The organism is Paenibacillus taichungensis, from assembly GCF_050994985.1.
In the GTDB taxonomy this organism is placed as follows: Bacteria; Bacillota; Bacilli; order Paenibacillales; family Paenibacillaceae; genus Paenibacillus; species Paenibacillus taichungensis.
Genome location: NZ_CP194720.1, coordinates 387,225 through 412,460 on the forward strand (window position 1 = coordinate 387,225; position 25,236 = coordinate 412,460).

Sequence of the window (25,236 nt, forward strand, 5' to 3'; positions counted from 1 at the left end):
GTATGGTTCAAACGATACTGACAAGACTTGCTACATCGCTTCTGGTTATTTTGGGAGCTTCGGTGCTGGTGTACTGCATCATGTATCTGCTGCCGGGTGATCCGGTCCTGCTTATGCTGGACCCGTCATCGGCAACACCCGAGATGATTCAGAACCTGCGGGTTCAGCTCGGTCTGGATCAGCCGTTTTATATCCAGTTTGCCAACTATTTCGGAGACATGCTGCGTGGGGATTTCGGCAAATCCATGATTAATTCCGACCCGGTGCTGCCCAAAATTCTGGAACATTTCCCTGCCACACTGGCGCTGACCGCGCTCAGCTCAATCATTGCGATAACCATTGGCATTACGCTCGGCGTACTGTCTGCCATTCATCGTAATGGCGTGATTGATTTTATCGCCCGGCTTGTTGGATTGTTTGGCATCTCTATGCCGACCTTCTGGACCGGCATCCTGTTGATCCTGTTGTTCTCGGTTCAGCTCGGCTGGTTCCCGGCGATGGGCTCCGACGGATTCAGTTCATTGGTGCTTCCTGCTGCAACACTGGGCCTCGTCGGTGCGGGTTTCATCGTACGTATGGTGCGTAACAGCATGCTGGAAGTGGTGAACGAACCGTTTATCGTGGCATTACGAGCAAAAGGTCTTTCACAGCGGACCATCATGTACGGTCATGCGCTGCGTAATGCACTGATTCCTGCGGTGACGGTCATCGGCATGTTGATTGGTGATTTGCTTGCAGGAACCGTCGTGGTGGAGACGGTCTTCTCCAGACAGGGTATCGGCAGAATTATCGCGGATGCATTGATGGCCAAAGACCTGCCTGTTGTGCAGGGCGTAGTCTTTTTCACAGCAATTATCTATGTCGTGTTGAATTTATTGGTGGATATCTCTTATGCGTACATTGATCCCAGAGTTAGGCGTGCAGTCCGAACGTGAGGACGGATGGAACAGTCTGAAACATCTGAACGCGTAGTGAGGAAGGAGGAGTCTTATGAGCATGAAACCATTGGTGGGTGACGAAAAAGGTTGGACGGCCAGAACAGGGCGTTTACGCCTCTGGAGTCGCCGTCCCCTGCGTCACCGCGTCTCATTCGCGGTATCCCGTTTATTCTTTTATGCAGCTTTGCTGGTCGTGGTGTTTACCGTCACTTGTGCAATCGTGCCGGGATGGATTGCTCCTTATGATCCAACTCAGATGATGACGGATGCCATCCTGCAGGCTCCCTCTGCTGCGCACCTGTTTGGGACCGATTATTTTGGCAGGGATATCTTCAGTGTGGTTGTGCATGGCAGCAGGGATTCACTGCTGATTGGATTTGCCTCGGTGCTGGTGGGTGGTCTTGTGGGCAGTGCTCTTGGCATTATTGCCGGCTATGCCGGAGGGGTTTTGGATACAATCACCATGCGAGCCGTCGATATTCTGATGGCTGTTCCAGGTGTGTTACTGGCATTATCCGTCGCGGCAGCGTTGGGGCCTGGACTGCTTAACATTGCACTGGCTGTTGCGGTATCCTCCATTCCGGGGTATGCACGGGTGATGCGTGGGCAGGTCATGTCCGTTAAAGGTTTGCCTTTTATTACAGCTACACGTTCACTTGGGGGCTCCAATGCCCGTATTTTCTGGAAGCACGTACTGCCTCATTCGTTGTCACCTTTGCTGGTTATGGCGACGCTGGGCGTGGGTACCTCCATTCTGACTGGCTCCGGGCTCAGCTTTCTCGGACTTGGCGTGTTGAAGGAAATTCCCGACTGGGGAGCGTTGCTCTCTCAAGGGAGAGGTTATCTGACGGTTGCCTGGTGGATCTGTACCTTCCCGGGACTGGCAATTACCATGTTTGTACTGGCGGTTAATCTGATTGGAGACGATATCCGCGATCGGCTGGACCCCAAAGTAAATGGAGCGGCTTGACCGCTATTCCAAGGAGGAATCATGATGTCACATGTCGTTATTATTGCCGGATCGCCTTCCAAACGTTCGCGTCTGACAGGCCTTACGGATTACAGCAGCAATAAATTAAGAGAGGCAGGCATTACCGTTGAGGTGATTCATGTAGCCGACCTGCCAGCGGAAGATCTGGTGCAGGCCAAGTTCGATAGCTCATTCATTCGGGATGCGCTCGCTGTTGTTGAAGCCGCGGATGCAGTCATCGTGGCAACACCGGTATACAAAGCATCGTACTCTGGCGTGCTGAAGCTGTTCCTGGATCTGATTCCACAGGAAGGACTGCGAGGCAAGCTGGCTCTTCCATTAGTCATCGGCGGCTCGATTGCCCATCTGCTCGCCATCGATTATGCATTGAAGCCTGTTCTGGCAGCACTTGGCGGAAGACATATTCTCGGCGGAGTATATGCAGTTGATCAGGGAATTGATCGACTTGATGACGGAAAATATGTGCTTTCGGCGGACATCACTACAAGATTGGATCGTTCCCTGGAAGAATTGATATTGACTCTGGAAAAGAATGGTATTACGATATCATAAAACCAAGTAAATTCATTGGATAAATAGATATAGATAACGTCTGCGGACGTGGATTCGGGGGGCGCTTATGAATATTGAGAACATTGAAGCATTTGTATATATCAATCATTACGGAAGCTTCAATAAGGCTGCCGAGGTACTCTTTTTGTCCCAACCTTCTGTCACCGCTCGTATTCAGTCCCTTGAACGTGAACTCGGCTGCAAATTGTTTGACCGTCTTGGCAAACAGATTGTGCTCACGGAAGAGGGGAGAAAGTTCCTTCCCTACGCCCAGCAGGTACTGCAAGTGATTCAAAAGGGCAGACAGAAGATACAGCAACGCCGTACGACGCCCGATGCACTTCGACTTGGCAGTACGGTATCCGTATCCAACTATGTCATTCCCGACTTTCTGCCCAAAATCAAGGAAGCTTACCCTGAGGTGAACATCAAACTGACTACAGCGACGACGGACCAACTCGTCGCCAAGCTGCTGGGTCAGGAAATCGATCTTGCTTTTGTGCGGAAGGTCATGCACCCGGCGATCCGTACAGTTGCTTTTTATGAAGATCCAATCCAGCTATACGTGTACAAAGGCCATCCATTTATTGAACGCGGGCATGTCAGCATGGAGGCGATCAGGAATGAGCAGCTGGTCTTTTTTGAATGTGGTTCACTGGACTGGCTGCGCATACACCGGGCCTTTGACTCGCTGGAACACCCGCCGGATATTACATATCACGTTGATAATTCGGAAACGGCGAAGAAGCTGGTGAAGCAAGGAGCAGGTATTGCGTTTCTCCCAGGTCTGACAGTGCAAAAGGAAGTGCAGGATCAGGAGTTGTTCCCCATTCAGGTACATGAGGTTGCAGGTGTATCATTGCAGATCAGCGTCGTTACGTTAAAAGAAGAACATTCGCCTTTTGCAGAGCCTTTCGGGGAACTGTTGCGGCAGCTATAGATAGAGTCATTATGGAAGCCAGGAAGGGTTTATTCAGTCAGGTTCGGCATGATCGAAGGAGGAGAATAGGATGGGTATTCGTGTTGGCATATTGGATCAAACCCCGATCTATGAAGGGGAGACGCCGATTGATGCTTTTCGGCATACGATTGAATTGGTACAGCGGGCTGAACAGCTTGGATTTCATCGTTTCTGGGTATCGGAACATCATGATTCAGGTCATGTTGCCGGCTCCTCACCGGAAGTGCTCATTTCCCACTTGCTGGCGCATACAGAGCGGATTCGTCTCGGTTCTGGCGGGGTGATGCTGCAACATTATAGTCCTTACAAAGTGGCCGAGAACTTCAATGTGCTTTCTGCGCTTGGTCCGGGGAGAATTGATCTGGGTATTGGACGTGCACCGGGAGGATTGCCCCGCTCCACGCAGGCACTACAGCAAGGCATTCAGGAGGCCGCTTCACTGAAGGAGAAAATTAATCAGGTAAAGCAGTTCATCCATAATGAACCGCATGAAGATGAAACACATCCTTTGGCCGGCTTAAGCGCTGCACCGGTATCCGAAAATCCTGCCGAGCTATACGTGCTTGGAGCAAGTATCGATAGCGCAGGCATGGCGGCAGAATTGGGACTGCCTTATGTATTTTCATTGTTTATTAATAGCAATACGGAGGTTGCTCTGGAGGCTCTGCGAACTTACAGGGAACAATTCGACCGCTCACTTGGACGGGAGCCATATGCCATCCTCGCTATATCACTGATTGTGGCGGAGAGTGCGGAAGAAGCCGAAGGACTGGCAAGTGAACATATGCTAGTCAAGATCCATCTGGAGAATGGCAAGGTATTGACGGTTGGTTCCGTTGAACAGGCGGAAGAATTCGGACGGCAATCGAACGAGAAGTATCGGATCGAGATTCTGGAGCCAAGTGTGACGAGAGGTACGAAGGAAACGGTTGGTTCGGCTCTGGTGAAATTCCAGCAGGATTTTGCCGTGGATGAACTGATTGTTACCACAGCCACACGTGATTTTGCCAAACGCATTCGTTCATTTGAATTATTGCGTGAGGCGCTGGATGAGCAGGGACTGGGCGAATTTGCGCATGAGTCGACACCTGCGCAAGCGGTGATCGGTTAGGCATATATATGATATAGAGCATACCTGTTGAAGTGACCCGTGTATTATATTAATCCATCTTACATGGCACATACGATGATAAAAGGAGGCAATGTCGTGAGCAGTGATCTGAAACAGCCTGAGCAACAGGCAGAGCAAGAAGAACAGAGCCGCAAGCAGGAACTTTACGTTGGGCAGGATGAAGAATTCGCAGAGCACTTAACCGCGATTCGGCGACATTTGCATCGTAACCCCGAGCTATCCGGAGAGGAACGGGAAACGACAGAAGCCATTCGAGGCTGGCTGGTGGAGGAAGGGGTACGGATTGCAGATGAATATTCACTGCGAACGGGCCTTATCGCTGAAATTGGGCTGGGCGATGGCCAGGTTGTGGCATTACGCGCAGATATCGATGCCCTGCCGATCCAGGAAGAAACAAAGCTGGAGTATGCTTCGCAAGTCGCTGGCCGGATGCACGCCTGTGGTCATGATGCACACACCGCCATTCTGATCGGTGCCGCACGATTGTTGAAACAGCGAGAGTCCCGGCTGCCGGGCAAAGTTCGTTTGATTTTCCAGCCTTCGGAGGAGAAGGCGACGGGGGCACGGCAGGTTATTCAGAGCGGAGCGCTATCCGAAGTTCAGTCTATTTTTGGGTTGCATAACAAACCGGATCTGCAGGTCGGTACGGTAGGTATTCGTGAAGGAGCGCTGCTCGCAGCGGCAGATGGTTTTGTGGTTAAAGTGGAGGGTGTCGGAACTCATGCGGCAGTGCCGGAAGCGGGCATTGACCCGATTGTAGTGGCATCTCATATTGTGACTGCATTACAGGCTATCGTGAGTCGTAATGTTGGAGCACAGGAGAGTGCCGTGATCAGTGTGACCAAAATTAACAGCGGCACCGCCTGGAACGTCATTCCCGAAGAAGCCATATTGGACGGCACCGTGCGTACCTTTGACGAGAAGGTGCGTGCCCGGATTCGCGAACGTTTCAACCAGGTGGTTGCCGGTGTCGCAGCAGCCTATGGTACACGGGCTACTGTGCGCTGGATTCAGGGACCACCTGCCGTAGTCAATGATGCCTCATTGGCTGCTGCGGCTGAGCAGGTCGCGAGTGAGGTTGGGTTGAACAGTATTCGACCGATCCCTTCCCCGGCTGGCGAAGATTTTTCCTTTTACCAAAAGGAGGTTCCGGGACTGTTCCTCTTCCTCGGAACGTCAGGTCCGCACGAATGGCATCATCCTGCATTCGATGTGGACGAACGGGCGCTGCCGCTTGGCGCACATCTTCTGGCAGCGCTGGCTGAAGAGTCACTGCAGAAGTTGCAGTCCAACGGAGGATAAGCGATAACTGCTACGTAAATGCGCGAATAATGATTAATTAATAAGATAATATGCTAATACAATAGCGAATGGACGCAAAAAACGGTGACCTCAATCAGGTGGCCGTTTTTTGCTGTTTCCGTTTTTTTAATTTCAGTATGAAATGAACATGACCTATCTCTTTGTTGCACAAGATCTTCAGGCCGTGGCGAATCGGTGTGATCGGGTACTTTTTCTGTATCGGGGAACGATCGTGGAGGAGCTTGAACGGAATTGTCTCTCGGACGCAAAGAATGAATATGCAAAAGCATTGCTGGCATCCGTTATACCTTTTAATCGTCACTGATGTATCTCTAATTGCAAACGTTGGGCTAAATTGAGTTGACGCAAATACGTCAGATCCCTTCCCGTTTACGCATGAAATTACAGTCACAATGCTCACTTTTTGATATGGAAATATTTGTTGACGCTCCCAAGTGGGATGTGCTATATTTTTCTCGACTGTTAATCGTAATTATTACTATTAAAATTATTTTTATTAATTATCTACACATTTACATGAACGTAGAGGACAGAAAAAACCTGAAGAAGCGGAGCTAAAAGCTTTCTGAAAGAAAGCAGCATCGCAAGCATACACCTCGCCTTTATCCCCGGATTTTCCCCTTTGAAAAAGGGAATCAAAAAAATCTGGGGATAACAGCGATCGGAAGGTTGTTCTGTCATCGGAGTGGCAAGTGTAAATCTTCTTAATTTCAATTTATATAGCTAAGTGAGCTCAGGCTTAATTCCATCATAAGAATAGGAGTAGCGGCTGCGATGAAACAGGAGATTGATTTTATCAAGTTTAATCCCACGCAAAATATGACGGTTCTGGTGAAGACGAATCATCCAGCTGAGACATATTCACACATCGCCGCCCAAATTATGTCCTATGACAACGTATACGCTGAACAAGTGGGGTTTATTGGCGGATCGGATAAACCGGAGGCGGCTGCCCATTTGGAAATGGCCGGTGGAGAGTTCTGCGGGAATGCTTGCATGGCCTTGGCTGCGTATATCGCGTCCGAGAACGAGTTGAAATCCACCGATTTCACAGAAATCATCTTGGAAGTTTCCGGGACAGATCGATTAATCAGATGTCAGGTGAAGCAGCAGCAGAATGAATATTTTTGCCAAGTCACGATGCCCATACCTGAGCAGATTGAACAACGAACCGTAAAGTATGAGGGAATCGATATGGATATGGTGATCGTGCGGTATCGGGAGTTCATTCATATCGTCGTCGAAGTGGAAGCGTTTGATGAAACGATGAGAAAGAGGGCACAAGCGCTGGCGCGATTATTAGGCTTAACCTTGGGAGATAAGCTGATTGGCATTTTATTATACAACTCCCAATCGGAGGAGCTGGCACCGCTCATATTTGTCCCACAGCTAGATAGTCTGATCTGGGAAAGGGGGTGCGGTTCAGGTACAGCCTCGGTGGGAGCCTATCTGGCATGGAGCAGGCAAAAGGAAATCGTTCAGCATATCAAGCAGCCTGGTGGTGCGATTAAAGTGATGGCTGAGTGGAATGGAGCAGAGCTTGAACGAATTACGATCGAAGGATCGGTTGGAATCGTGGCCCAGGGCAAAGCATTTATAGATGCATGATTATGACGAGTTAGAGGAGGAAAAGGAATGGAGACATTGATTGATTTTCAAACATGCTTGAGTGAATTTTCTGAGAAATTCGATGAGTTGGCAGGCAGATATGATCATACGGTTCAGCATAGCTCAGAGCTGGAGGCTTTAATTGATGACTATTCCACGTTTATAACGGACAAGCAAAATGAACGAATCTGGGAACAACTCGCTCAAGAGGAATCAGGTAGCATGCACCAGCTGGTCCTTGATCTGCGAGATAAATCTGCACGGTGTGTGGCGGTCATGGAGAAATATCGGGCATTGAAGCTGCAAGACGGAGATGTGGAAATCGCGGATTATTTCAGAAATATAGAAGAATGTATTGAAAAAGAGTTTGGCAGCTTTCATGTCACCTCGGACTCCAAAGTGCTGCTGGTAGGCTCGGGGTCATTTCCCATGACACCTTTGTTTATTGCCAAGCGAACAGGGGCAGAGGTGGTTGGCATCGATATTGATGCAGAAGCTATTACACTCGGGCAGCAGGTTGTGGAGAAGCTGGGTGCGGGCTTGAACATCCATTTGGAGCAAACATTGGTGCAGGACCTTGCTTTTACGAGAAAAGCAACACATATCATTTTCAGTTCCACGGTTGCCAATAAATATGATCTGCTCGATCAATTGCACGCATTGACGAATGATCATGTGGTGGTGGCGATGAGATACGGTAACCAGTTAAAGTCATTGTTTAACTATCCACTGAGAGAAACCGACAGCAGCAAGTGGAAAATGGTCGACAATATTCTGCGTCCGGATGATGTGTTCGATATTGCATTATACCAAAAAGCATAGCTCACTTGAGCTTGGGAAAGAGAGGTACATATGAGCGGATTTCAACGAGTGCTGTTGCTCGGAACAGGCCCTGCATCCATTCAGCTGGCAGTATTGCTCAAAAAGCAATTCAATTGCACCGTAGGCATAGCGGGAAGAGAATCGGTGCGCTCAGAATTTTTTTATGAAGCAGTTCGGCAAAGTAACGGATTCATTGGAGCAAGCATTCAAAATGAAAAGCATCGACCGTTGGCAGGTGAATGCTTCGTCGATCAGGTGTTTAAGGGATATGAGACCATTGAAGGCGAATGGGATACGCTCATCTTCGCTGTGACAACGGATGCTTATGTCGATGTATTGAAGCAAATGAAGAATAACTTCATCAAACAAGTAAAATACATTATTTTGGTTTCTCCAACCTTTGGCTCCAACCTGCTGGTAAGCCATTATATGAAGCAGCTGTATGCGGATACGGAAGTGATCAGCTTCTCTACCTATTTGGGGGATACCCGATGGATGACTGACCAACCGTCCAACCATGTCATTACAACTGGAGTCAAGAAAAAGGTCTATATCGGTTCTACTTCATCTCCTTCTGAACATGTGGACGGACTTTGTAGGATGTACGAGCAATTGGGCATTGCGCTGGAAGTTATGCCATCTGCACTCGAGGCGGAAACGAGAAATATTTCTTTATATGTGCACCCGCCATTATTCATGAATGACTTTTCATTGGACGCTATCTTCGGAGCGTCAGACACTCGGAAATATGTATATAAAATCTACCCCGAAGGTCCTGTAACCCAATATTTGATTCGGGACATGCGGACACAGTGGAACGAAATGATGAAAATCACGGATAGGCTCCGTATCCAGGGTGTTAATCTGCTTCAATTCATGACGGATGATAATTATCCGGTACGTTTGGAGAGTTTATCACGTCACGATATAGAGAATTTCAATCAGTTGCAGGACATTCATCAAGAGTACTTATTATACATACGGTACACCTCGTTGTTGATTGATCCCTTTTCGGAGCCCAACCCGGAGGGCAAGTATTTTGACTTTTCGGCTGTTCCCTTCAGGAAGATATTTGTCAATCAGGATGGAGCGTTGGACATTCCCAGAATGCCCAAGGAGGATTATTATCGCATCAAAATCATTCAGGGCATTGCGAGACATTTACAGGTAAGCTGCCCAACCATCGATTCGTTTATTGAAACTTATGAGGCGAAGATTCAAGAAGTCGCACGCGCTCACCCGGATCAGGATCTATCCGAAGCATTTGTTGTTCAAACCTTCAATGAAGACATTCGGATGATCTGCACAGGGCTGGCGAACAGCACGGTTTAATTACATCTCAATCTATACAAGTGAACCTGAATTTTACATCATAACGGAGAGTGCAGAACCAATCTGAAGAAGCGAAGCTACAAGCTTTCTGAAAGAAAGCTGCATCGGAAGCCTACGCTGCGCCTTTATCCCCAGATTTCTCCTTTTATATAAGGGAATCAAAAAAATCTGGGGATAAGAGCGATCGGAAGATGGTACTGCAATCGGAGTAGCACGATGTAACATTTTTGAAGTGAACTTATATATATCTTTCATGATCAGGAGGAAATGTTGTGAAAAAGGGTAGTGCTTTAGGTTTAATGTTGCTGTTATTGTCTGTCATTACCGCGCTCGCAGGATGTGGGCAGGATGGGGGAACAACAACGGAGTCAGCGAAAAGCGAGGTAAAGTCTGAACTCATTTATGCATCCGCTAAGGATATTAATGATATGAATCCTCATTTATACACCGGTTCCATGCCCGCACAAGGGATGGTTTACGAATCCTTGGTTGAAAACACGGTCGATGGAATCAAGCCATTACTGGCAGAATCATGGGATATTGCCGAAGACGGGAAAACGTATACGTTCCATTTGCGACAGGGTGTGAAATTCCATGATGGTGAACCGTTTAACGCAGAGGCGGTCAAACAAAATATTGATGCGGTTCAGGCGAATGCTGAAAAACATGCCTGGATTAAGCTCTCCACCAAAATCGTAAGTACAAAAGTCATGGATGAATACACATTTGAACTGGTGCTTTCCGAGCCCTATTATCCAGCTCTGGTGGAGCTGTCCATGACCAGACCGTATGTATTTATATCACCCAAAGATTTTACGAATGGTGGCACAAAGGATGGGGTAAGCGGCTATCACGGCACAGGGCCCTACAAGCTGACAGGACATAAAATCGATGAGAATGCGACATTTGAAGCCAATGAAGAATACTGGGGCGGCGCACCTAAGATCCATAAAATCACGTCCAAGGTTCTCCCAGCAGGCGAAACGACATTACTGGCATTACAGAAGGGCGAAATCAACTTTATTTTCACCGATGATCGGGGTGCGGACAGCATTGATGTTGAAGCCATGAATCAGTTGGCTGACTCGGGTGATTTTCAAGTGATCCGAAGTGAAGCGATGAATACAAATATGATCGTAGCCAATAGCAGCAAAGTGGATAACCCTGTCCACGAAACGGCTGTTCGTGAAGCGATATGGGTTGCCATTGATCGGGAAACGATCAGCAATGACATTTTTAACGGAACCCAGACCGTAGCGGACACCTTATTCTCGTCCAATGTGAACTATGCGGATGTTGAATTGAAAAAACGGGAGTATAGCCCGGAGACTGCAAAAGAGCTTTTGGAGAAGGCAGGATGGACATTAGCAGAGGGCAAGGCTGTGAGAGCAAAGAACGGCCAGCAACTAGCTCTGACATTGTATTATGACAGCAATTCATCTTCGCAAAAAACACAGGCAGAATTGATCCAGCATGCCTTAAAAGGATTGGGCATTCAGCTGGAGATTGTCGGTGAGGAATCCACTTCCATTGCGAACAGAAGGGCAACCGGGGAATATGATCTGCTGTTCAATCAAACCTGGGGACTGGCGTACGATCCACAGAGCACCATCTCTGCGTTTACTTCGGATTCCGCCTATAAACACACAACAAGCGGCATAGCCCAGGCGGATGAACTATATAACAAAATTGATGAAGTCATGGTCTCTACAGATGAGGAATCCCGCCAATCCCTGTACGCCGACATTATGAAAATGGTTCATGATGAAGCGGTGTTTATTCCGATTACCAATGGGCGGGTTACTGTCGTGGCTCCCAAAAATCTGGACGGAATCACATTCAAACAGACTCAATATGAATTGCCATTTGAGCAAATGAAATTTAAATAGAGCGGGGATGGATATGGGAAGTTATATAGTCAAACGGATATTGCTCGCCATACCTCTGCTGTTCGTCATTTCATTGATAACGTTTGTTCTCATTAACCTTTCGCCCCTGGATCCCGCCGTAGTTGTATTACAGGCACAGGAGGTTCCTCAGATCACGGATGAATTAATCGCCCAAACGAATGAAGCATTGGGGTTCGATAAACCATTCGTCATTCAGTATGTGAATTGGTTGATTGCCTGTATGAAGTTTGATTTTGGTAGCTCGTATGTATCCGGTGAACCGGTGTGGTCCTTGGTTGGTCCAGCATTCCTGAACACATTAAAATTAACGCTGGTATCATCGGTGTTCATTATTGGATTCTCCATCCTGTTGGGTGTGATCTGTGCCATGAGAGAAGGGAAAGCCGTCGATAAATCGGTCAGAGGCCTCTCATTTGTCCTGACCGCAATGCCATCTTATTGGCTCGCAGCCATCATGATCTGGACTTTTTCCGTCAAGCTGGACTTGTTGCCTACGAGCGGAATGGATTCGTTGAAGAGTTATATTCTGCCAGTGGTTGTGATTACGGTGAGTTATACAGGTATTTATTTTAGAACGGTCCGGAGTTCGATGCTAAGCAACATGAATGAGGATTACGTGCTCTATGGAAGGGCAAGCGGCTTAAGTGAGCGGAAGGTGACCCTGCATATTTTACGTAATTCGCTGCAAGTAGCGGTATCCATATTTTGCATGGCGATCCCCATTGTGCTCGGCAGCACGGTTGTGATTGAAAATGTGTTTGCTTGGCCGGGACTCGGAAGATTAAGCGTGCGGTCCATCCTCAATCGGGATTTCCCGATTATTCAGGCGTATGTTCTTATTTTGGCCGTAACCTTTGTGCTGTTTAATACGATTTCTGACGTGATCAATGCGGCGATGAATCCCCGATTAAGAAAGGATCTCTGATGCGATTATTAAAAAATTTGAGCAAAGACAAGCTTGCGATGACATCGCTTGTTGTTATTGTGATCATTGTTGCTATGGGCATATTTGCCCCATTGTGCGCACCCCATGACCCGGAGGAAGTAAATATGAAACTTCGATATGCTACCTCCTCCTGGAGTTATTGGTTAGGAAATGATCATTTGGGCAGATGTGTGTTATCCAGACTCATTTATGGAATTCGTCCCAGTGTTCTATGGGTTTTGGTTGCCTTACTGATATCTGTTCTGGTCGGAGCTGTCGTCGGATTTATCGCAGGGTACTTCAAGGGGAAGACAGATGCCTGGATCATGAGACTTTGTGATATCATGCTGTCTTTCCCTGGATACGTCATGACACTGGCGGTGGTCGGTATTTTGGGTGCGGGACTTGAACATATTCTGATCGCGTTTGTGGTCATGAAATGGGCGTGGTTTGCCCGCGTCATTCGAACATCCGTGATGCAGTTCTCCGAAATGGAATATGTGAAATTCGCCAAAGCCTCTGGCATTGGCAGCTTTAGAATTATTACCAAACATATTGTTCCGGTTACATTTGCCGATGTTGCGGTGATTGCCAGTGGTTCCATGTGTTCGATGATGTTGCAGATCTCAGGACTTTCTTTTCTGGGTTTGGGAATCCAGGCCCCTCATGCCGAATGGGGGATGATGTTGAATGAGACAAGGGAAGTCATGTTCTCCAGACCGGAGTTAATGCTGGCACCTGGACTAGCCACCGTGATTGTGGTGTCGGCCTTTAATTTTTTATCGGATGCACTTCAGGTCGCGTTGGACCCCAAATTAATGACTTCCCAAGGTAAGCTTTGTAAAAAAGAGGTGGGAAAAGCCGTTTATGAATATAGTAGAGGTTAAACATTTGAAGATCTGGGACGCCAATACGGACAAGGTCATTATTCATAACAGTTCATTTCAGGTCAAACAGGGAAGCTGTCTGGCCATTGTCGGAGAAAGCGGGAGTGGTAAGTCCGTCACATGCAGGTCTATTATGCGTTTGAATAAACCCTGGATTCGCCAGTCCGGAACAATTCTCTTCAAAGGTGAGGACGTGAACCAGCTTTCTGAACAAGAGATGAGACGAAGAAGAGGAAAAAACCTGTGCATGATTCTGCAAAATGGCATGAGCGCATTTGACCCTTCTTGTGTAATCGGTGTGCATATCCGGGAGACGCTACAGACGCATTTCGACTGGAATAACAAAGAAAGCGAACGGAAGATCATTAGCGCCATGGAAAGTGTCATGTTAAAGAATCCGCAGGAAATCCTGAATCAATATCCACATCAGCTATCAGGTGGCATGTTGCAGCGCATTATGATTGCATTGGCACTTGTGTTGGAGCCGGATCTGATCATTGCGGATGAACCCACAACGGCATTGGATACGATCTCTCAATATGAGGTGGTTGAACAATTGATTAAATTACGCGAACGAATGGGCTGTTCCATGTTGTTTATATCCCATGACCTCGGTGTGGTCCAGAAGATTGCAGATGAAGTTATGGTCATGAAAGACGGTGCCATTGTCGAAAGTGGGCCTATTCGGTCTGTTTTTAAGAAGCCGAAGCATGCCTATACTCAATTTTTGGTTTCCACCCGGTTGGAGCTGAGCAATCATTTCAGGAAATTGATGCAGGGAGGGGATGCAGATGCTCAAGGTGGATGGGATCGAAAAGTCCTATAAACAAGGCGGATTATTCTCCAAACAAAGACAGAAGATATTGAAAAAAGTTGCATTTGCATGCCAGCATGGCGAATGTCTCGGCATCATCGGCGAAAGTGGGAGTGGCAAGTCTACGCTGGGACGTTTGATTCTGGGCATCGAGAAGCCTGATCGCGGGCGTATTTTATTTGAGGGGAAAAACGTGAATGATCGCCGCGTGAGAAGGGGAAGCATCAGTGCCGTATTTCAAAATTATACGTCCTCCATTAATCCATTTCTCACGGTGGAGGAAGCCATTATGGAGCCTTTGAAAGCTCATAAAAAAGTGGAAGCGGTTATGCAAAGCAAGGTGGATACATTGTTGCATCAAGTGGGATTAGACTCGTCCTACAGGCTCAAATATCCGCATGAATTATCCGGTGGAGAGGCTCAGAGAGTATGTATTGCGAGAGCCATATCTACTGAACCCCGATGCATTGTATTCGATGAAGCGATCAGTTCTCTGGACGTGTCTGTGCAGATTCAGGTGCTGCGATTGTTAAAAGAATTAAAGCAATTCTATCAGATGAGCTACGTGTTCATTACGCATGATATTCAGGCGGCAGCCTATATTTGCGACAGGGTTATTATTTTCAGGGACGGTCAGATTGAGGAAATGGTGCCTATTGAGCAGCTTAAGGATGTTCAGTCCGATTATGCCAGGAGATTATTAACCTATTTAATTACGTTTCAGGAGGAGGACCAGGGATGAGTGGAGCGATGTCATGGCCGTTTCTGCGTTTGTACATCCTGGTTCTTCTGTATTTTAGTGCAAATGCAATTCTTAATGTCATTATTCCTTTACAGGGTGAATCCTTGGGGGCGAGTAGTACAACCATTGGGCTGATTATGGGTGCCTATATGTTCACGACCATGTTTTTCAGGCCATGGGCAGGTCATATCATTCAAAAGCACGGACCGATCAAAGTACTTCGTTTTATTCTGATTATTAATGGTTTTGCCCTTATTCTATACACGTTTACAGGGCTTGGAGGTTATTTGGTCGCTCGTATTTTACAGGGGGTATCCACTGCTTTCTTTTCCATGGCGCTGCAGATTGGCATTATTGATGCCCTGCCGGAGAAAGACCGTTCCCAGGGCATATCCTATTATTCGTTGTTCAGTTATATTCCCGGCATTGTGGGACCTGTCTTGGCGCTAGGGATCTGGCAGACAGGCGGCATGGACTATTTTACAGTCGTTCTGATCGGTATTGCTATCTGTACAGGCATCTTCGGGTATACCGCCAAAATGGACAAGAGCAATGAGCAACATCCTGTTGAGAATTCATCGGTGCAGAACGTAAGCATGTTTCAATCCTTCCGTCAGTTGGTGCAAAATCCATTCTTGTTTAGATGCAGTGTACTGATGCTAAGTGCCTCCGTTGTATTTGGTGCCATCACGACCTTTATTCCCCTGTACACCAGTCAATTGCCAAGCGGCAATGCGGGTGTCTATCTGATGCTTCAGGCAGGAACTGTTGTGATCGCCCGGATGTTGTTACGTAAAAAAATCCCCTCCGATGGCAAATGGCATGCACCTTTTATCATGGGAACGATGCTGCTGTTGGCAATAGCCGCACTATGTGTAAGCTGGGCAATCACAGGAGGAGCTGCCCTTTTGTATGTGGGGGCCATCTTGATGGGTATCGCTCAATCCATTCTCTATCCAACGTTAACTACCTATTTATCTTTTGTGCTACCGCAGTTGAATCGGAATGTGTTAATCGGTTTATTCATAGCGACAGCAGATCTAGGCGTATCTCTGGGTGGTGTGTTGATGGGGCCGCTCGCTGATCTATCCTCCTATTCGTTTATGTACATGATTTGTGCTATCTTAGGGGCGGTAATGATAGCTTTTGCCTATGAACGAAGAAAACCAGTCACAGATGTGTCTTTGATGGCACGAGAAAAGCAAAAATGATTTGACAACATCCTTCAACAGGATTATAGTCATTGTTGTTAATCGTAATAATTACTATTAAGGTCAGAGTTATACGGACCACACCATAAGGAGTAGATACACATGACACAAAAGCGGGTTCCGGTAACTGTTCTTAGCGGTTACCTCGGTTCAGGTAAAACAACCGTTCTTAATCACGTACTGCACAACCGCCAGGGGCTCAAGGTCGCCGTCATCGTTAATGACATGAGCGAGGTCAACATCGATGCCGCTCTGGTGAAGGGTGAGGCGACATTGTCGCGCACCGAAGAAAAGCTGGTGGAGCTGTCCAATGGCTGCATCTGCTGCACTTTGCGGGATGATCTGCTGCAGGAGATTGAGAAGCTGGTGAATGAAGGCAGGTTTGATTATATCCTGATTGAATCCACAGGCATAAGTGAACCTGTTCCGGTAGCGCAGACCTTTACATATGCCGACGAGGAATCGGGTATTGATCTGACAAGTCTGGCGAAGCTGGATTGTCTGGTAACCGTCGTGGATGCGCATCGATTCTGGCATGATTTTGCCTCAGGGCAGAGCCTGCTGGATCGGAACCAGGCCACAGGTGAGGAAGATACCCGCGATGTTGTGGACCTGCTGATTGATCAGATTGAGACTTGTGATGTTCTGCTGCTGAACAAATGTGATCTGGTCGATGACGTGGAGCTGAACAAGCTTGAAGGTGTCATCCGCAAACTTCAGCCTAATGCCAAAATCATTCGGATTGTGAACGGTCAAGTCAACCCGTCTGAAATTTTGAATACAGGTCTCTTCAACTTCGAGAAAGCAAGCATGTCCGCCGGGTGGATTCAGGAACTGGAGAAGGAATCACATACACCGGAGACCGAGGAATACGGTATTGGTTCCTTCGTGTATCGTCGTCGGAAACCATTTCATCCTTCTCGTCTAGCTGAATTCATGAGCTACTGGCCGGAAGAAGTGGTGCGTGCCAAAGGGCTGGTCTGGCTCGCGGCTGAAGGAGATGTGGCTGCAAGTCTGAGTCAGGCGGGATCGTCGATTCAGTTTGGCCCCGCAGGACATTGGGTTGCGGCTTTACCGGAAGCGGACAAGGAAGAAATTTTGCGTACAGAGCCAGATGTACTGGAGAAATGGGATGCGCAGTGGGGAGACCGTCAGACTGAGCTGGTCATGATCGGGATTGAAATGGAGCGCACCATTATTGAAGATGAACTCGACCAATGCCTGCTCAGTGATGAAGAAATGCAGGCCGACTGGGGGCATTTTGACAATCCCCTGCCTTGGCCAGTTGAAGTCGTATAGAAATTTAACTCATACAAAGGAGCTGTAATCCATGGCCAAAAAATCAAAAGTGGTACGTGAGAAACAACGTCAGGCAATCGTAGCCAAATATGCAGAGCTGCGCCGGGAACTGAAAGAAAAAGGGGATTATGAAGCACTGCAGAAACTGCCGCGCAATGCTTCGCCGACCCGATTGAAAAATCGGTGTGAACTGACAGGCCGCCCAAGAGGATATTTGCGCAAGTACAAGGTATCGCGGATTGTGTTCCGTGAGCTGGCTCATCAAGGGCAAATTCCGGGTGTCACGAAGTCAAGCTGGTAAGCCCCATGCATGATCCATATGATTATGATTGTGTAATTGTTGGAGGGGGGCCAGCCGGGATCGGCATGGCCTCTGTCCTGCAGGATATGGGGATGCCACGTTTTACCGTGCTGGAACGCAGTGAGGTGGGGGCAACTTTTCTGGCGTGGCCGGAGGAAATGCGTCTGATCACCCCTTCGTTCACCAGCAATGCCTATGGCATGATGGATCTGAACGCTGTAGCTTTGAACACGTCTCCGGCGTATACACTGGGAACAGAACATCCAACAGGGCTGGAGTATGCGAAGTATTTGCAGGTGGTGAGCCAGTTCAAGAAATTGCCTGTGCAAACGGGGGTAGACGTCACGGAGGTTATTCCGGAGGAGAATGGCTTCCAGGTCGTGACATCCATTGGACAAATGCGCACACGTTATGTCATCTGGGCAGCAGGTGAATTTCAATATCCGAGACTGGACCTGTTTCCTGGGGCTGAGTATGGTGTGCACAGCAGCTTATTTTCCAGCTGGACGTTGGTTCAAGGAGAAGAATGTGTCATCGTTGGTGGCTATGAGAGCGGTGTGGATGCAGCCATTCACCTGAGTAAACTGAGGAAAAACGTAACGGTAATTGACCGTAATGGACGAGGACTCGCCAAGGGGAGCAGTGATCCCAGTGTGGAACTAAGCCCCTATACGAAGGATCGCCTGCGCGCGGCGATGATGGATAAGCGAATACACATGATGCAAGGTTATGAGGTCAAGTGGATTGAACCGGATGAAACGGGCGGTTATGTTCTCTATTGCGAGAACGATTCCGGAGAGTCCCACTTGCTTAAGACGGGTCAGGCTCCTATTCTGGCGACCGGGTTCCGCAGCAGTTTGCAACTGATTGAAAATCTCGTCGAGCGCAACAAGGAAGGTCAGCTACAATTGGGAGCGGCGGATGAATCGACGATTGCCACCGGACTGTTTATTACTGGACCACAGGTCATGCATGGTCAACTCCAATTTTGCTTCATTTATAAATTCAGACAGCGCTTTGCGGTTGTGGCCCAGGCCATGGGTGAGAGACTTGGGCTGGATCTGGCTCCACTGGAAACCTATCGCAAAGAAGGCATGTTTCTTGATGATCTGTCCTGCTGCGGTGAAGACTGTACATGCTGAATTCGGTTGTGGAGCAACCCGAAGAACTTCGTAAAGTGGTGCTGGTTGGCTTCGAATCCGCGGGCAAATCGGCTCTGTTTCGGGGACTTACGGGTAGAGATACAGGCGAGGAATCTAATGTACGGGGCTCCACGGTAACAATCCGCAGAGCGGAGTTGCTTGAGCACCAGCTTGAATTGCTCGATACACCCGGAATCCGGATGAAGGATGATAGCGTAACGACCATGCTGACGTTAAAACAGCTCGCAGCTGGTGACACAGTAATCTTGGTCATCCGCGGCACGGATGTGGTGCAGGAACTGCCTTTACTGCTCGGTATGCTGGATGTCACAGGCAAAAATGCTGTATTGGTGCTTACGTTTGCCGACAAATGTGGTCCCGAATTATCTGCTCAGGTTAACTATTACCGTAAAGGTTTGGGCATTTCCGTTCTGCCGCTCAATACAAGGGAAATGGATGGAAACGCTCAAGACCTGATATGCCGTGCGATTGTTGCCGCCAGATCCATGAAGAGGCATCCTGAGCTCGCATCACCTCCTGAATCCTCTGTGATCGAACCGCAGACTACGATGTTTGAGCATACGGTTTGGGGACGTTTTGTGGCTTTGGCTGCATTGGTATTATTATTTGCAGCACCAGTGTATGTGGCCTATCTGTTCTCCGGCTGGATACAATCGCTCGCAGATGCCTGGATTCTTGAACCGCTCCATCGCATGACTGCGGGATTATGGAGCCCGCTGCAGGCGATAATGCTCGGAGATTACGGCATGATTAGTCTGGGCTTGTATTCGTTTATATGGGCATTTCCGGTCGTATTCCTGATTGGGGTTAGTGTGGCAGTGACGGAGGAAAGTGGACTGAAAGATCGGATTACCGACTCGCTGGATGGGTGGATGCGCAAAATCGGCTTGAACGGCAAAGATCTGATTCCAGTCCTCAGTGGTTTTGGATGCAATGTTGTGGCTGTGTTCCAGAGCCGTACCTGCAGCTCCTGTACACGAAAGGCCTGTGTTTCAATGATCTCCTTCGGTTCTGCATGTAGCTACCAGATTGGAGCTTCTCTATCCATATTCAGTTCCGGCGGCAAGCCGTGGCTGTTCTTTCCTTATATGCTTGTACTGGTACTTGCAGGCGCACTGCATACACGTCTGTGGAATCGAAATCGGCTGGATGAAACGCTCCCGTTACATGCCAACCGTACATTTCTGCAAAAGCCATCATGGCACTCTGTAAGCTGGCGTGTTCGGTCTGTCATGAAACAGTTTCTCGTGCAGGCGATGCCTATTTTCATCGCTATTTGTGTGGTGGCCACGTTGCTGGAGCAGACAGGGGCACTGTCTGCCCTGACTGGCGCGTTGACGCCGGCACTTGCGATCTTTCATCTGCCGGGCGATGCCGCGGGCGGCATTCTATTTTCCATTTTGCGAAAAGACGGGTTGTTGGTGCTGAATCAGGATCAGGGTTCCTTCGTTGAAGACTTGAGCGGCGGGCAGCTGTTTATTCTTGTGTACCTGGCTTCCACGTTAACGGCATGTCTGGTGACGATGTGGACCATTCGCAAGGAGTTGGGAGCGGTCTTTGCCATGCAACTGGCAGGCAAACAGCTCGTAACATCACTGGGCAGTGCATTTGTACTGGCATGGCTGTGGAACTGGATTGCATAACGATGTTGATGAAAGGGTGTGATCTCCATGTTGGACTCGTTTACCATTCGGAGAATTCAATCGGTGATGAACGGTTATATCCATGAGAAGGTCCCGGCACCCCTGCGCACCATGGTGAAATTAACGTATGAGATGAATGACAATGAACTGATTTTGACCGAGGAAAGGCCCGCTGAAGAACGATATCAGTGGGACAAACTGCATATTGCCCGATTTTACTGGGAAGAGAATCAGTGGAAGGTATATGCCAAAGACGAACACAGTAGCTGGAATGTGGTAGACGTTATTGAGCCTTGTCCTGATTTTGAAGATCTGCTGGAGCAGGTTGAGCGGGACGAAGCGGGTCTGTTCTGGCGCTGAATGCGTGGTTTTTAAAGCAAATATGTGCTGGAGGGAGGGTTTGCAATGCAAAAGGTACAACAGAATAACAGGATTAGCCGAGTAGTGAGCGATTCTTTTATCATGCCGGATAAAGCTGAGCGCTTGCGGTTATTCGGCTCCGTTGATCCGATACAGGGAGATAAGCCTGTACGGAAAGAAGAGATGCAAGATTTGCAGAATAGCAAAAATGATTTTCTATTTGGGCTGCAGCAAGTCGGTATTGATCAGGTGAAGTATCCTTTGGATGTCATTTCGGCCAAAGATCCCGTTCGATTGTCCAGCATCGGAACGTTCCGGCTGACGACTTCGCTGGATCGCGAATCAAAAGGCATTAACATGAGCCGCTTGATGGAGCAGCTTCAGCACAGTCGCGGAGAAGGGTTAAGTGACCGGATTCCGGATCTGGTTGCGCTGACGCAGCGGATGGCTGAACAGATGAATCAGGCGAAGGCAGAGCTGAAAGTGACCTATCCCTGGTTCTACGAAAGAACCGCCCCCGTAACCGGTTTGTCTGGACTAAATCATTCTTTGGCTACGGTTCATGTCATCTGGGAAGCTGGAAAATCCCCTGTTCTGAGAACAGGTTTACATATACAGGTCACGACATTATGCCCATGTTCGAAGGAGATCAGCGAATATAGCGCGCACAACCAGCGGGGGTTATTGCGTATCCAGGTACAAGCCAACCCGGGAGACGCGCTGCCGGGCTATTGGAAGGAAGAACTGCTGAATGTGGCCGAATCCAATGCAAGTAGCTGTCTTTACCCCATACTCAAAAGGCCTGATGAGAAACGGGTCACGGAACGTGCATATGAGAACCCGCGGTTTGTGGAAGATATCGTCAGGCTGGTGGCGGCAGATCTGTATGAGAAGCACTGGGTAAATAAATTTAAGGTAGACTGCAAAAATGAAGAGTCCATTCATCAGCATGATGCCGTAGCACGTATCGTATATGACAAGTCGAGATAACGATAGTATGAAGGCTAAGGAATTCATTTCATTTTATATCACATTACAAAATGAAGAGTAAACAGAAGAACCACCGTCAGAGCTTCAGCGGCGGTTCTTCTGTTTTTTTTGCGATCCTATGAGCAATCCAAGTGCCATTACGCTAGACTTCATACAAAATTTCACCCGTTTGCGATACATCATATCCTTCAAATGATTGTAGTTCCTGCCTGAATGCCGGTGATTGCAGAATGCGCAGTACCGATTCGATCCACGCTTCGTTCCCTTGTTTCTTCAGCATTACCAGATCATAACGTTCCTGAACAAGTGGAATAAAATCAACCTGACCGACAAGTCGTGCGGCCTTTTCGCTGCCGATTCCTACATCGGCTTCACCGGAACTGACCTTGGCAGCTACACCCATATGACTGGTTTCTTCCACGTCATACCCAATGAGATGTGAAGTAGCGATACCATGCAGACGCAATTGTTCATCCAGCAATACCCGTGCACCCGAACCTTTCTCACGGTTAGCCAATCGCAGTTCAGGCTGCTTCAGATCTGTCCAGTTCTGCAAGCCGCGCGGATTACCACGTTGTACATACAACCCGGCAGGCCGTGTTAGCAGATTAACGACGACATACGACCAACCAATCAAGATTTTGCGAATGTAGGGCAGATTATACTCTCCTGTATCTCCATCCAGCAGATGGGTGCTGACCAGATCCGATTCCCCGCGGTACATGGAGATCAAGCCGTCGAGACTGCCCATGAACGAACGCAGTGGACGAATATCCCGTGTTTGTTTTTCCATATATCGCATGAGAATATCGAGGCTAACATCTTGTCCCGTAATGACCAGATGACGGGCCGAATGCGCTGTCGATGGGTTGCTCGTCATGGAGCTTGAAGCTGCGAATGTCTCTCTGGATAGAGGCGTAGCACTTGCAGCGGAATGAACGGTATGATTGGTCAGATCACTTCCCGTCCCGGAATAAGATTCAGAGGGGGGAATTGAATCCACAGCGGCCCGGTGCGCTGGCGATTGAAGCTGCTTGGAGCGCTGTTTATAAGCCTCCAGATCGGTGGCGTCAACTCGCATTTGTTTACCGACGCGATAAGCGACGAGGTCTCCCTTTTTGATTAGATCGTAGACCGTCAGTTTTGATATTTTGAGTAGCTTGGATATTTCTTCGGTGGTATAGGATTGCTCCTCCGTCATCAGTGAAGATCCTCCTTCAAGGTGCAGATCATAACTATATAACCTCAACTAATGGATATTTACACTGGCACTCCAATGACAGAACAATCTTCCGATCGCTGTTATCCCCAGATTTCTTTGATCCCTTTATCAAAAGGGGAAATCCGGGGATAAAGGCGAACGCTTCGCTTCTTCAGATTATTTCTGTCCTCTCCGTTATGGTGTAAATGTTAGTTGAACATATATATTCAGATTTTAAACTATATTCGTTCATCAACGCTCATCGTCCCGGATAAACGCTGGGGTCTCTTGTACTATACCATTAACAGCCAGAGGGGATAAACTCGCCCACCACAATTCAGCTATCGATGGATTGGCTTTCAACGGGTGCGCCAAAGACTACCTTCCTATTTCAATGATCTTATGTATAATGAAATATAATTAATTATATCTAGTTATAACTAAACATAACATCGGGGGAGAAGTAGATGAAAAAGAGTATTGGATATGTGTTGGGGAGTATGTCACTTGGACTGGCTCTTGTATTGGCCGGTTGCGGTGCAAGTACGGACAGTAAGGATACATCCACAGCAATGGAACAAACCGGTTCAACACCAGCGACATCAGGTGAGAGTTCAACGGCTGGGGCAACAGATCCTCAGGAAAAGGTGGAGCTAACGATCTCAGCGGCAGCCAGTCTCACGGATGCCATGAAGGAAATCGAAACGAATTTTGAAGCCGCGAATCCCAATGTGGAGCTTAACTTCAACTTTGGCGCATCCGGTGCATTGCAACAGCAGATTGAACAAGGCGCGCCAGCAGATGTTTTTGTATCAGCTGCGACCAAAAATATGAACGCGCTCGTGGATGAGAAATTGATTGCATCCGGTGATCAGAAGAATTTACTGCAAAATTCATTGGTAGCCATTATTCCAGCGGATCGTTCAGATACCGTATCAAGCGAGAAGGATCTGACGGCGGATTCCATCAAGACCGTAGCGATTGGTATACCGGAAAGTGTACCTGCTGGAACCTATGCGAAGGAAGCATTGACCAATGCCAAACTATGGGATCAGTTGGAGGGTAAGCTTGTACAAGGCAAGGACGTCAGACAGGTTCTGCAATATGTAGAAACAGGCAATGCGGATGCGGGGTTTGTGTACAAAACGGATGCACTCACTTCTGATCAGGTGAAAATTGCATTTGAAGTGGACAAGAACAGCTATACACCAGCCAATTATCCAGTAGGGATTATTGAAGGTACGAAGCACCGGACAGAAGCAGAACAATTCTACACGTATTTGCAAACGCCTGAAGTGCTTGATGTATTTGCCAAGTACGGGTTCTCCATTCCGGAATGAATGTGAGCGCAATAGACTGGGCGGTATTCTGGCCACCGGTTCGTCTATCCCTTCAAGTTGCGCTGTTGTCCAGTGTGATCGCAGCAGTGTTTGGCATCGCTGTGGCCTGGAAGATGTCGCGTATCTCGTTCCGTGGCAAAATTGTTCTGGAAACGGCATTTATGCTTCCGCTCGTGCTTCCGCCGACCGTGGTCGGATTTATATTGCTCGTGTTACTGGGGCGTAAGAGCCTGCTCGGACAGTGGATTGAAGCCATCTTCTCCGCACCTGTCATTTTCTCTTGGTGGGCTGCCGTGATTGCCTCGGTAGTGGTTGCTTTCCCATTGGTATATCAGACGATGAAATCCGGCTTTAGCGGGATTGATCGGGATCTGGAAGATGCAGGCCGCTCCATCGGAGCGAATGAATGGCAGGTATTTCGTTATATCTCACTTCCGCTTGCAGGGAGAGCGTTGATGACAGCTTTTATCCTGGGTTTCGCTCGTGCACTGGGGGAATTCGGGGCCACGCTCATGATCGCAGGTAATATTCCGGGCAAAACGCAAACCGTACCCACTGCGATCTATGTTGCTGTGGATTCGGGCAATCAGACGATGGCCTGGATGTGGACCGGCTCTATTATTATCATTTCGTTTATCATGCTGCTCTTAACCCGACAGCCGCGCGACGGGAAAGCATGATGTGGGCTATTTAAAGTGAAAGCGATAAGGATTAGCATTCAAAAACCCGCTCAAGGAATCTTTCCTCGGAGCGGGTTTTCATTTACACAGGCCACGTATATCGTATATCAT

24 protein-coding genes are annotated in these 25,236 nt (G+C 48.2%); 23 read left to right on the forward strand and 1 reads right to left on the reverse strand.

The genetic code is table 11. The annotated features are described in order from the left end of the window. Positions 1–2: 2 nt before the first annotated feature. The 21 genes from ACR1R9_RS01830 (at position 3) to folE2 (ending at position 21,904) form a co-directional block, all read left to right on the forward strand. On the forward strand, positions 3–935 hold the full coding sequence (locus ACR1R9_RS01830; RefSeq protein WP_062324145.1) for an ABC transporter permease: 933 nt from the start codon (positions 3–5) through the stop codon (positions 933–935). Positions 936–990: 55 nt separating this feature from the next. Continuing rightward, positions 991–1,908: an ABC transporter permease gene (locus ACR1R9_RS01835; RefSeq protein WP_076290866.1), complete on the forward strand. Its 918-nt coding sequence runs from the start codon at positions 991–993 to the stop codon at positions 1,906–1,908. Between the two features lie 24 nt (positions 1,909–1,932). Then, on the forward strand, positions 1,933–2,481 hold the full coding sequence (gene ssuE, locus ACR1R9_RS01840; protein ID WP_076290865.1) for an NADPH-dependent FMN reductase: 549 nt from the start codon (positions 1,933–1,935) through the stop codon (positions 2,479–2,481). Between the two features lie 67 nt (positions 2,482–2,548). Beyond that, entirely contained in the window at positions 2,549–3,421 is an 873-nt protein-coding gene (locus ACR1R9_RS01845) for a LysR family transcriptional regulator (RefSeq protein WP_063566647.1), read from the forward strand. A gap of 70 nt (positions 3,422–3,491) precedes the next feature. After that, positions 3,492–4,553: an LLM class flavin-dependent oxidoreductase gene (locus ACR1R9_RS01850; protein WP_099858067.1), complete on the forward strand. Its 1,062-nt coding sequence runs from the start codon at positions 3,492–3,494 to the stop codon at positions 4,551–4,553. Positions 4,554–4,760: 207 nt separating this feature from the next. Further along, positions 4,761–5,876: an amidohydrolase gene (locus tag ACR1R9_RS01855; RefSeq protein WP_433923766.1), complete on the forward strand. Its 1,116-nt coding sequence runs from the start codon at positions 4,761–4,763 to the stop codon at positions 5,874–5,876. Between the two features lie 795 nt (positions 5,877–6,671). Further along, positions 6,672–7,505: a diaminopimelate epimerase gene (locus ACR1R9_RS01860; RefSeq protein WP_099858068.1), complete on the forward strand. Its 834-nt coding sequence runs from the start codon at positions 6,672–6,674 to the stop codon at positions 7,503–7,505. Between the two features lie 27 nt (positions 7,506–7,532). Continuing rightward, complete coding sequence (locus ACR1R9_RS01865) at positions 7,533–8,327, forward strand: nicotianamine synthase family protein (protein ID WP_076290862.1); 795 nt, start codon at positions 7,533–7,535, stop codon at positions 8,325–8,327. Between the two features lie 30 nt (positions 8,328–8,357). Beyond that, positions 8,358–9,659 carry an opine metallophore biosynthesis dehydrogenase gene (locus tag ACR1R9_RS01870; RefSeq protein ID WP_433921867.1) on the forward strand — a complete coding sequence of 434 codons (1,302 nt, stop codon included), beginning with the start codon at positions 8,358–8,360 and terminating at the stop codon, positions 9,657–9,659. A gap of 299 nt (positions 9,660–9,958) precedes the next feature. After that, positions 9,959–11,548 carry a staphylopine-dependent metal ABC transporter substrate-binding lipoprotein gene (cntA, locus tag ACR1R9_RS01875; protein ID WP_433923765.1) on the forward strand — a complete coding sequence of 530 codons (1,590 nt, stop codon included), beginning with the start codon at positions 9,959–9,961 and terminating at the stop codon, positions 11,546–11,548. 13 nt (positions 11,549–11,561) lie between these two features. Further along, positions 11,562–12,494, forward strand: a complete 933-nt coding sequence (gene opp1B / locus ACR1R9_RS01880; protein WP_099858070.1) for a nickel/cobalt ABC transporter permease — start codon at positions 11,562–11,564, stop codon at positions 12,492–12,494. After that, a complete protein-coding gene (gene cntC, locus ACR1R9_RS01885; RefSeq protein ID WP_433948833.1) occupies positions 12,494–13,381 on the forward strand; it encodes a staphylopine uptake ABC transporter permease subunit CntC in 888 nt (295 codons plus the stop codon). The genes opp1B and cntC overlap by 1 nt, the downstream gene beginning before the upstream one ends. Continuing rightward, a complete protein-coding gene (gene cntD, locus ACR1R9_RS01890; protein WP_310854641.1) occupies positions 13,362–14,207 on the forward strand; it encodes a staphylopine uptake ABC transporter ATP-binding protein CntD in 846 nt (281 codons plus the stop codon). The genes cntC and cntD overlap by 20 nt, the downstream gene beginning before the upstream one ends. Beyond that, the gene (locus ACR1R9_RS01895; protein WP_433921866.1) at positions 14,173–14,937 is read left to right on the forward strand and encodes an ABC transporter ATP-binding protein; all 765 of its coding nucleotides are present in this window, start codon (positions 14,173–14,175) and stop codon (positions 14,935–14,937) included. Before cntD ends, ACR1R9_RS01895 begins: the two co-directional genes overlap by 35 nt. Next, positions 14,934–16,148, forward strand: a complete 1,215-nt coding sequence (gene cntE / locus ACR1R9_RS01900) for a staphylopine family metallophore export MFS transporter CntE (protein WP_433921865.1) — start codon at positions 14,934–14,936, stop codon at positions 16,146–16,148. Before ACR1R9_RS01895 ends, cntE begins: the two co-directional genes overlap by 4 nt. A 102-nt stretch (positions 16,149–16,250) precedes the next feature. Next, complete coding sequence (locus ACR1R9_RS01905) at positions 16,251–17,447, forward strand: GTP-binding protein (protein ID WP_076290855.1); 1,197 nt, start codon at positions 16,251–16,253, stop codon at positions 17,445–17,447. A gap of 31 nt (positions 17,448–17,478) precedes the next feature. After that, positions 17,479–17,748: a 30S ribosomal protein S14 gene (rpsN, locus tag ACR1R9_RS01910; protein ID WP_076290854.1), complete on the forward strand. Its 270-nt coding sequence runs from the start codon at positions 17,479–17,481 to the stop codon at positions 17,746–17,748. Between the two features lie 5 nt (positions 17,749–17,753). Then, positions 17,754–18,890, forward strand: coding sequence for an NAD(P)/FAD-dependent oxidoreductase (locus tag ACR1R9_RS01915; protein WP_433921864.1), 1,137 nt, complete (start codon positions 17,754–17,756; stop codon positions 18,888–18,890). Next, complete coding sequence (locus ACR1R9_RS01920; protein WP_433921863.1) at positions 18,884–20,554, forward strand: nucleoside recognition domain-containing protein; 1,671 nt, start codon at positions 18,884–18,886, stop codon at positions 20,552–20,554. Before ACR1R9_RS01915 ends, ACR1R9_RS01920 begins: the two co-directional genes overlap by 7 nt. 27 nt (positions 20,555–20,581) lie before the next feature. Further along, the gene (locus ACR1R9_RS01925; protein WP_090904456.1) at positions 20,582–20,914 is read left to right on the forward strand and encodes a DUF3024 domain-containing protein; all 333 of its coding nucleotides are present in this window, start codon (positions 20,582–20,584) and stop codon (positions 20,912–20,914) included. A 45-nt stretch (positions 20,915–20,959) separates the two neighbouring features. Then, on the forward strand, positions 20,960–21,904 hold the full coding sequence (gene folE2, locus ACR1R9_RS01930; protein WP_433921862.1) for a GTP cyclohydrolase FolE2: 945 nt from the start codon (positions 20,960–20,962) through the stop codon (positions 21,902–21,904). Between the two features lie 142 nt (positions 21,905–22,046). Here the strand turns inward: folE2 and ACR1R9_RS01935 are convergent, their stop codons facing one another. Then, a complete protein-coding gene (locus tag ACR1R9_RS01935) occupies positions 22,047–23,105 on the reverse strand; it encodes a substrate-binding domain-containing protein (protein WP_433921861.1) in 1,059 nt (352 codons plus the stop codon). 467 nt (positions 23,106–23,572) lie between these two features. On the opposite strand from ACR1R9_RS01935, the gene modA reads away from it, so the two are divergent. Next, on the forward strand, positions 23,573–24,445 hold the full coding sequence (gene modA, locus ACR1R9_RS01940) for a molybdate ABC transporter substrate-binding protein (protein WP_433948832.1): 873 nt from the start codon (positions 23,573–23,575) through the stop codon (positions 24,443–24,445). Next, positions 24,442–25,125 (forward strand): molybdate ABC transporter permease subunit, encoded by a 684-nt coding sequence (modB, locus tag ACR1R9_RS01945; protein WP_433921860.1) that lies wholly within the window; start codon positions 24,442–24,444, stop codon positions 25,123–25,125. The genes modA and modB overlap by 4 nt, the downstream gene beginning before the upstream one ends. Positions 25,126–25,236 lie beyond the last annotated feature (111 nt).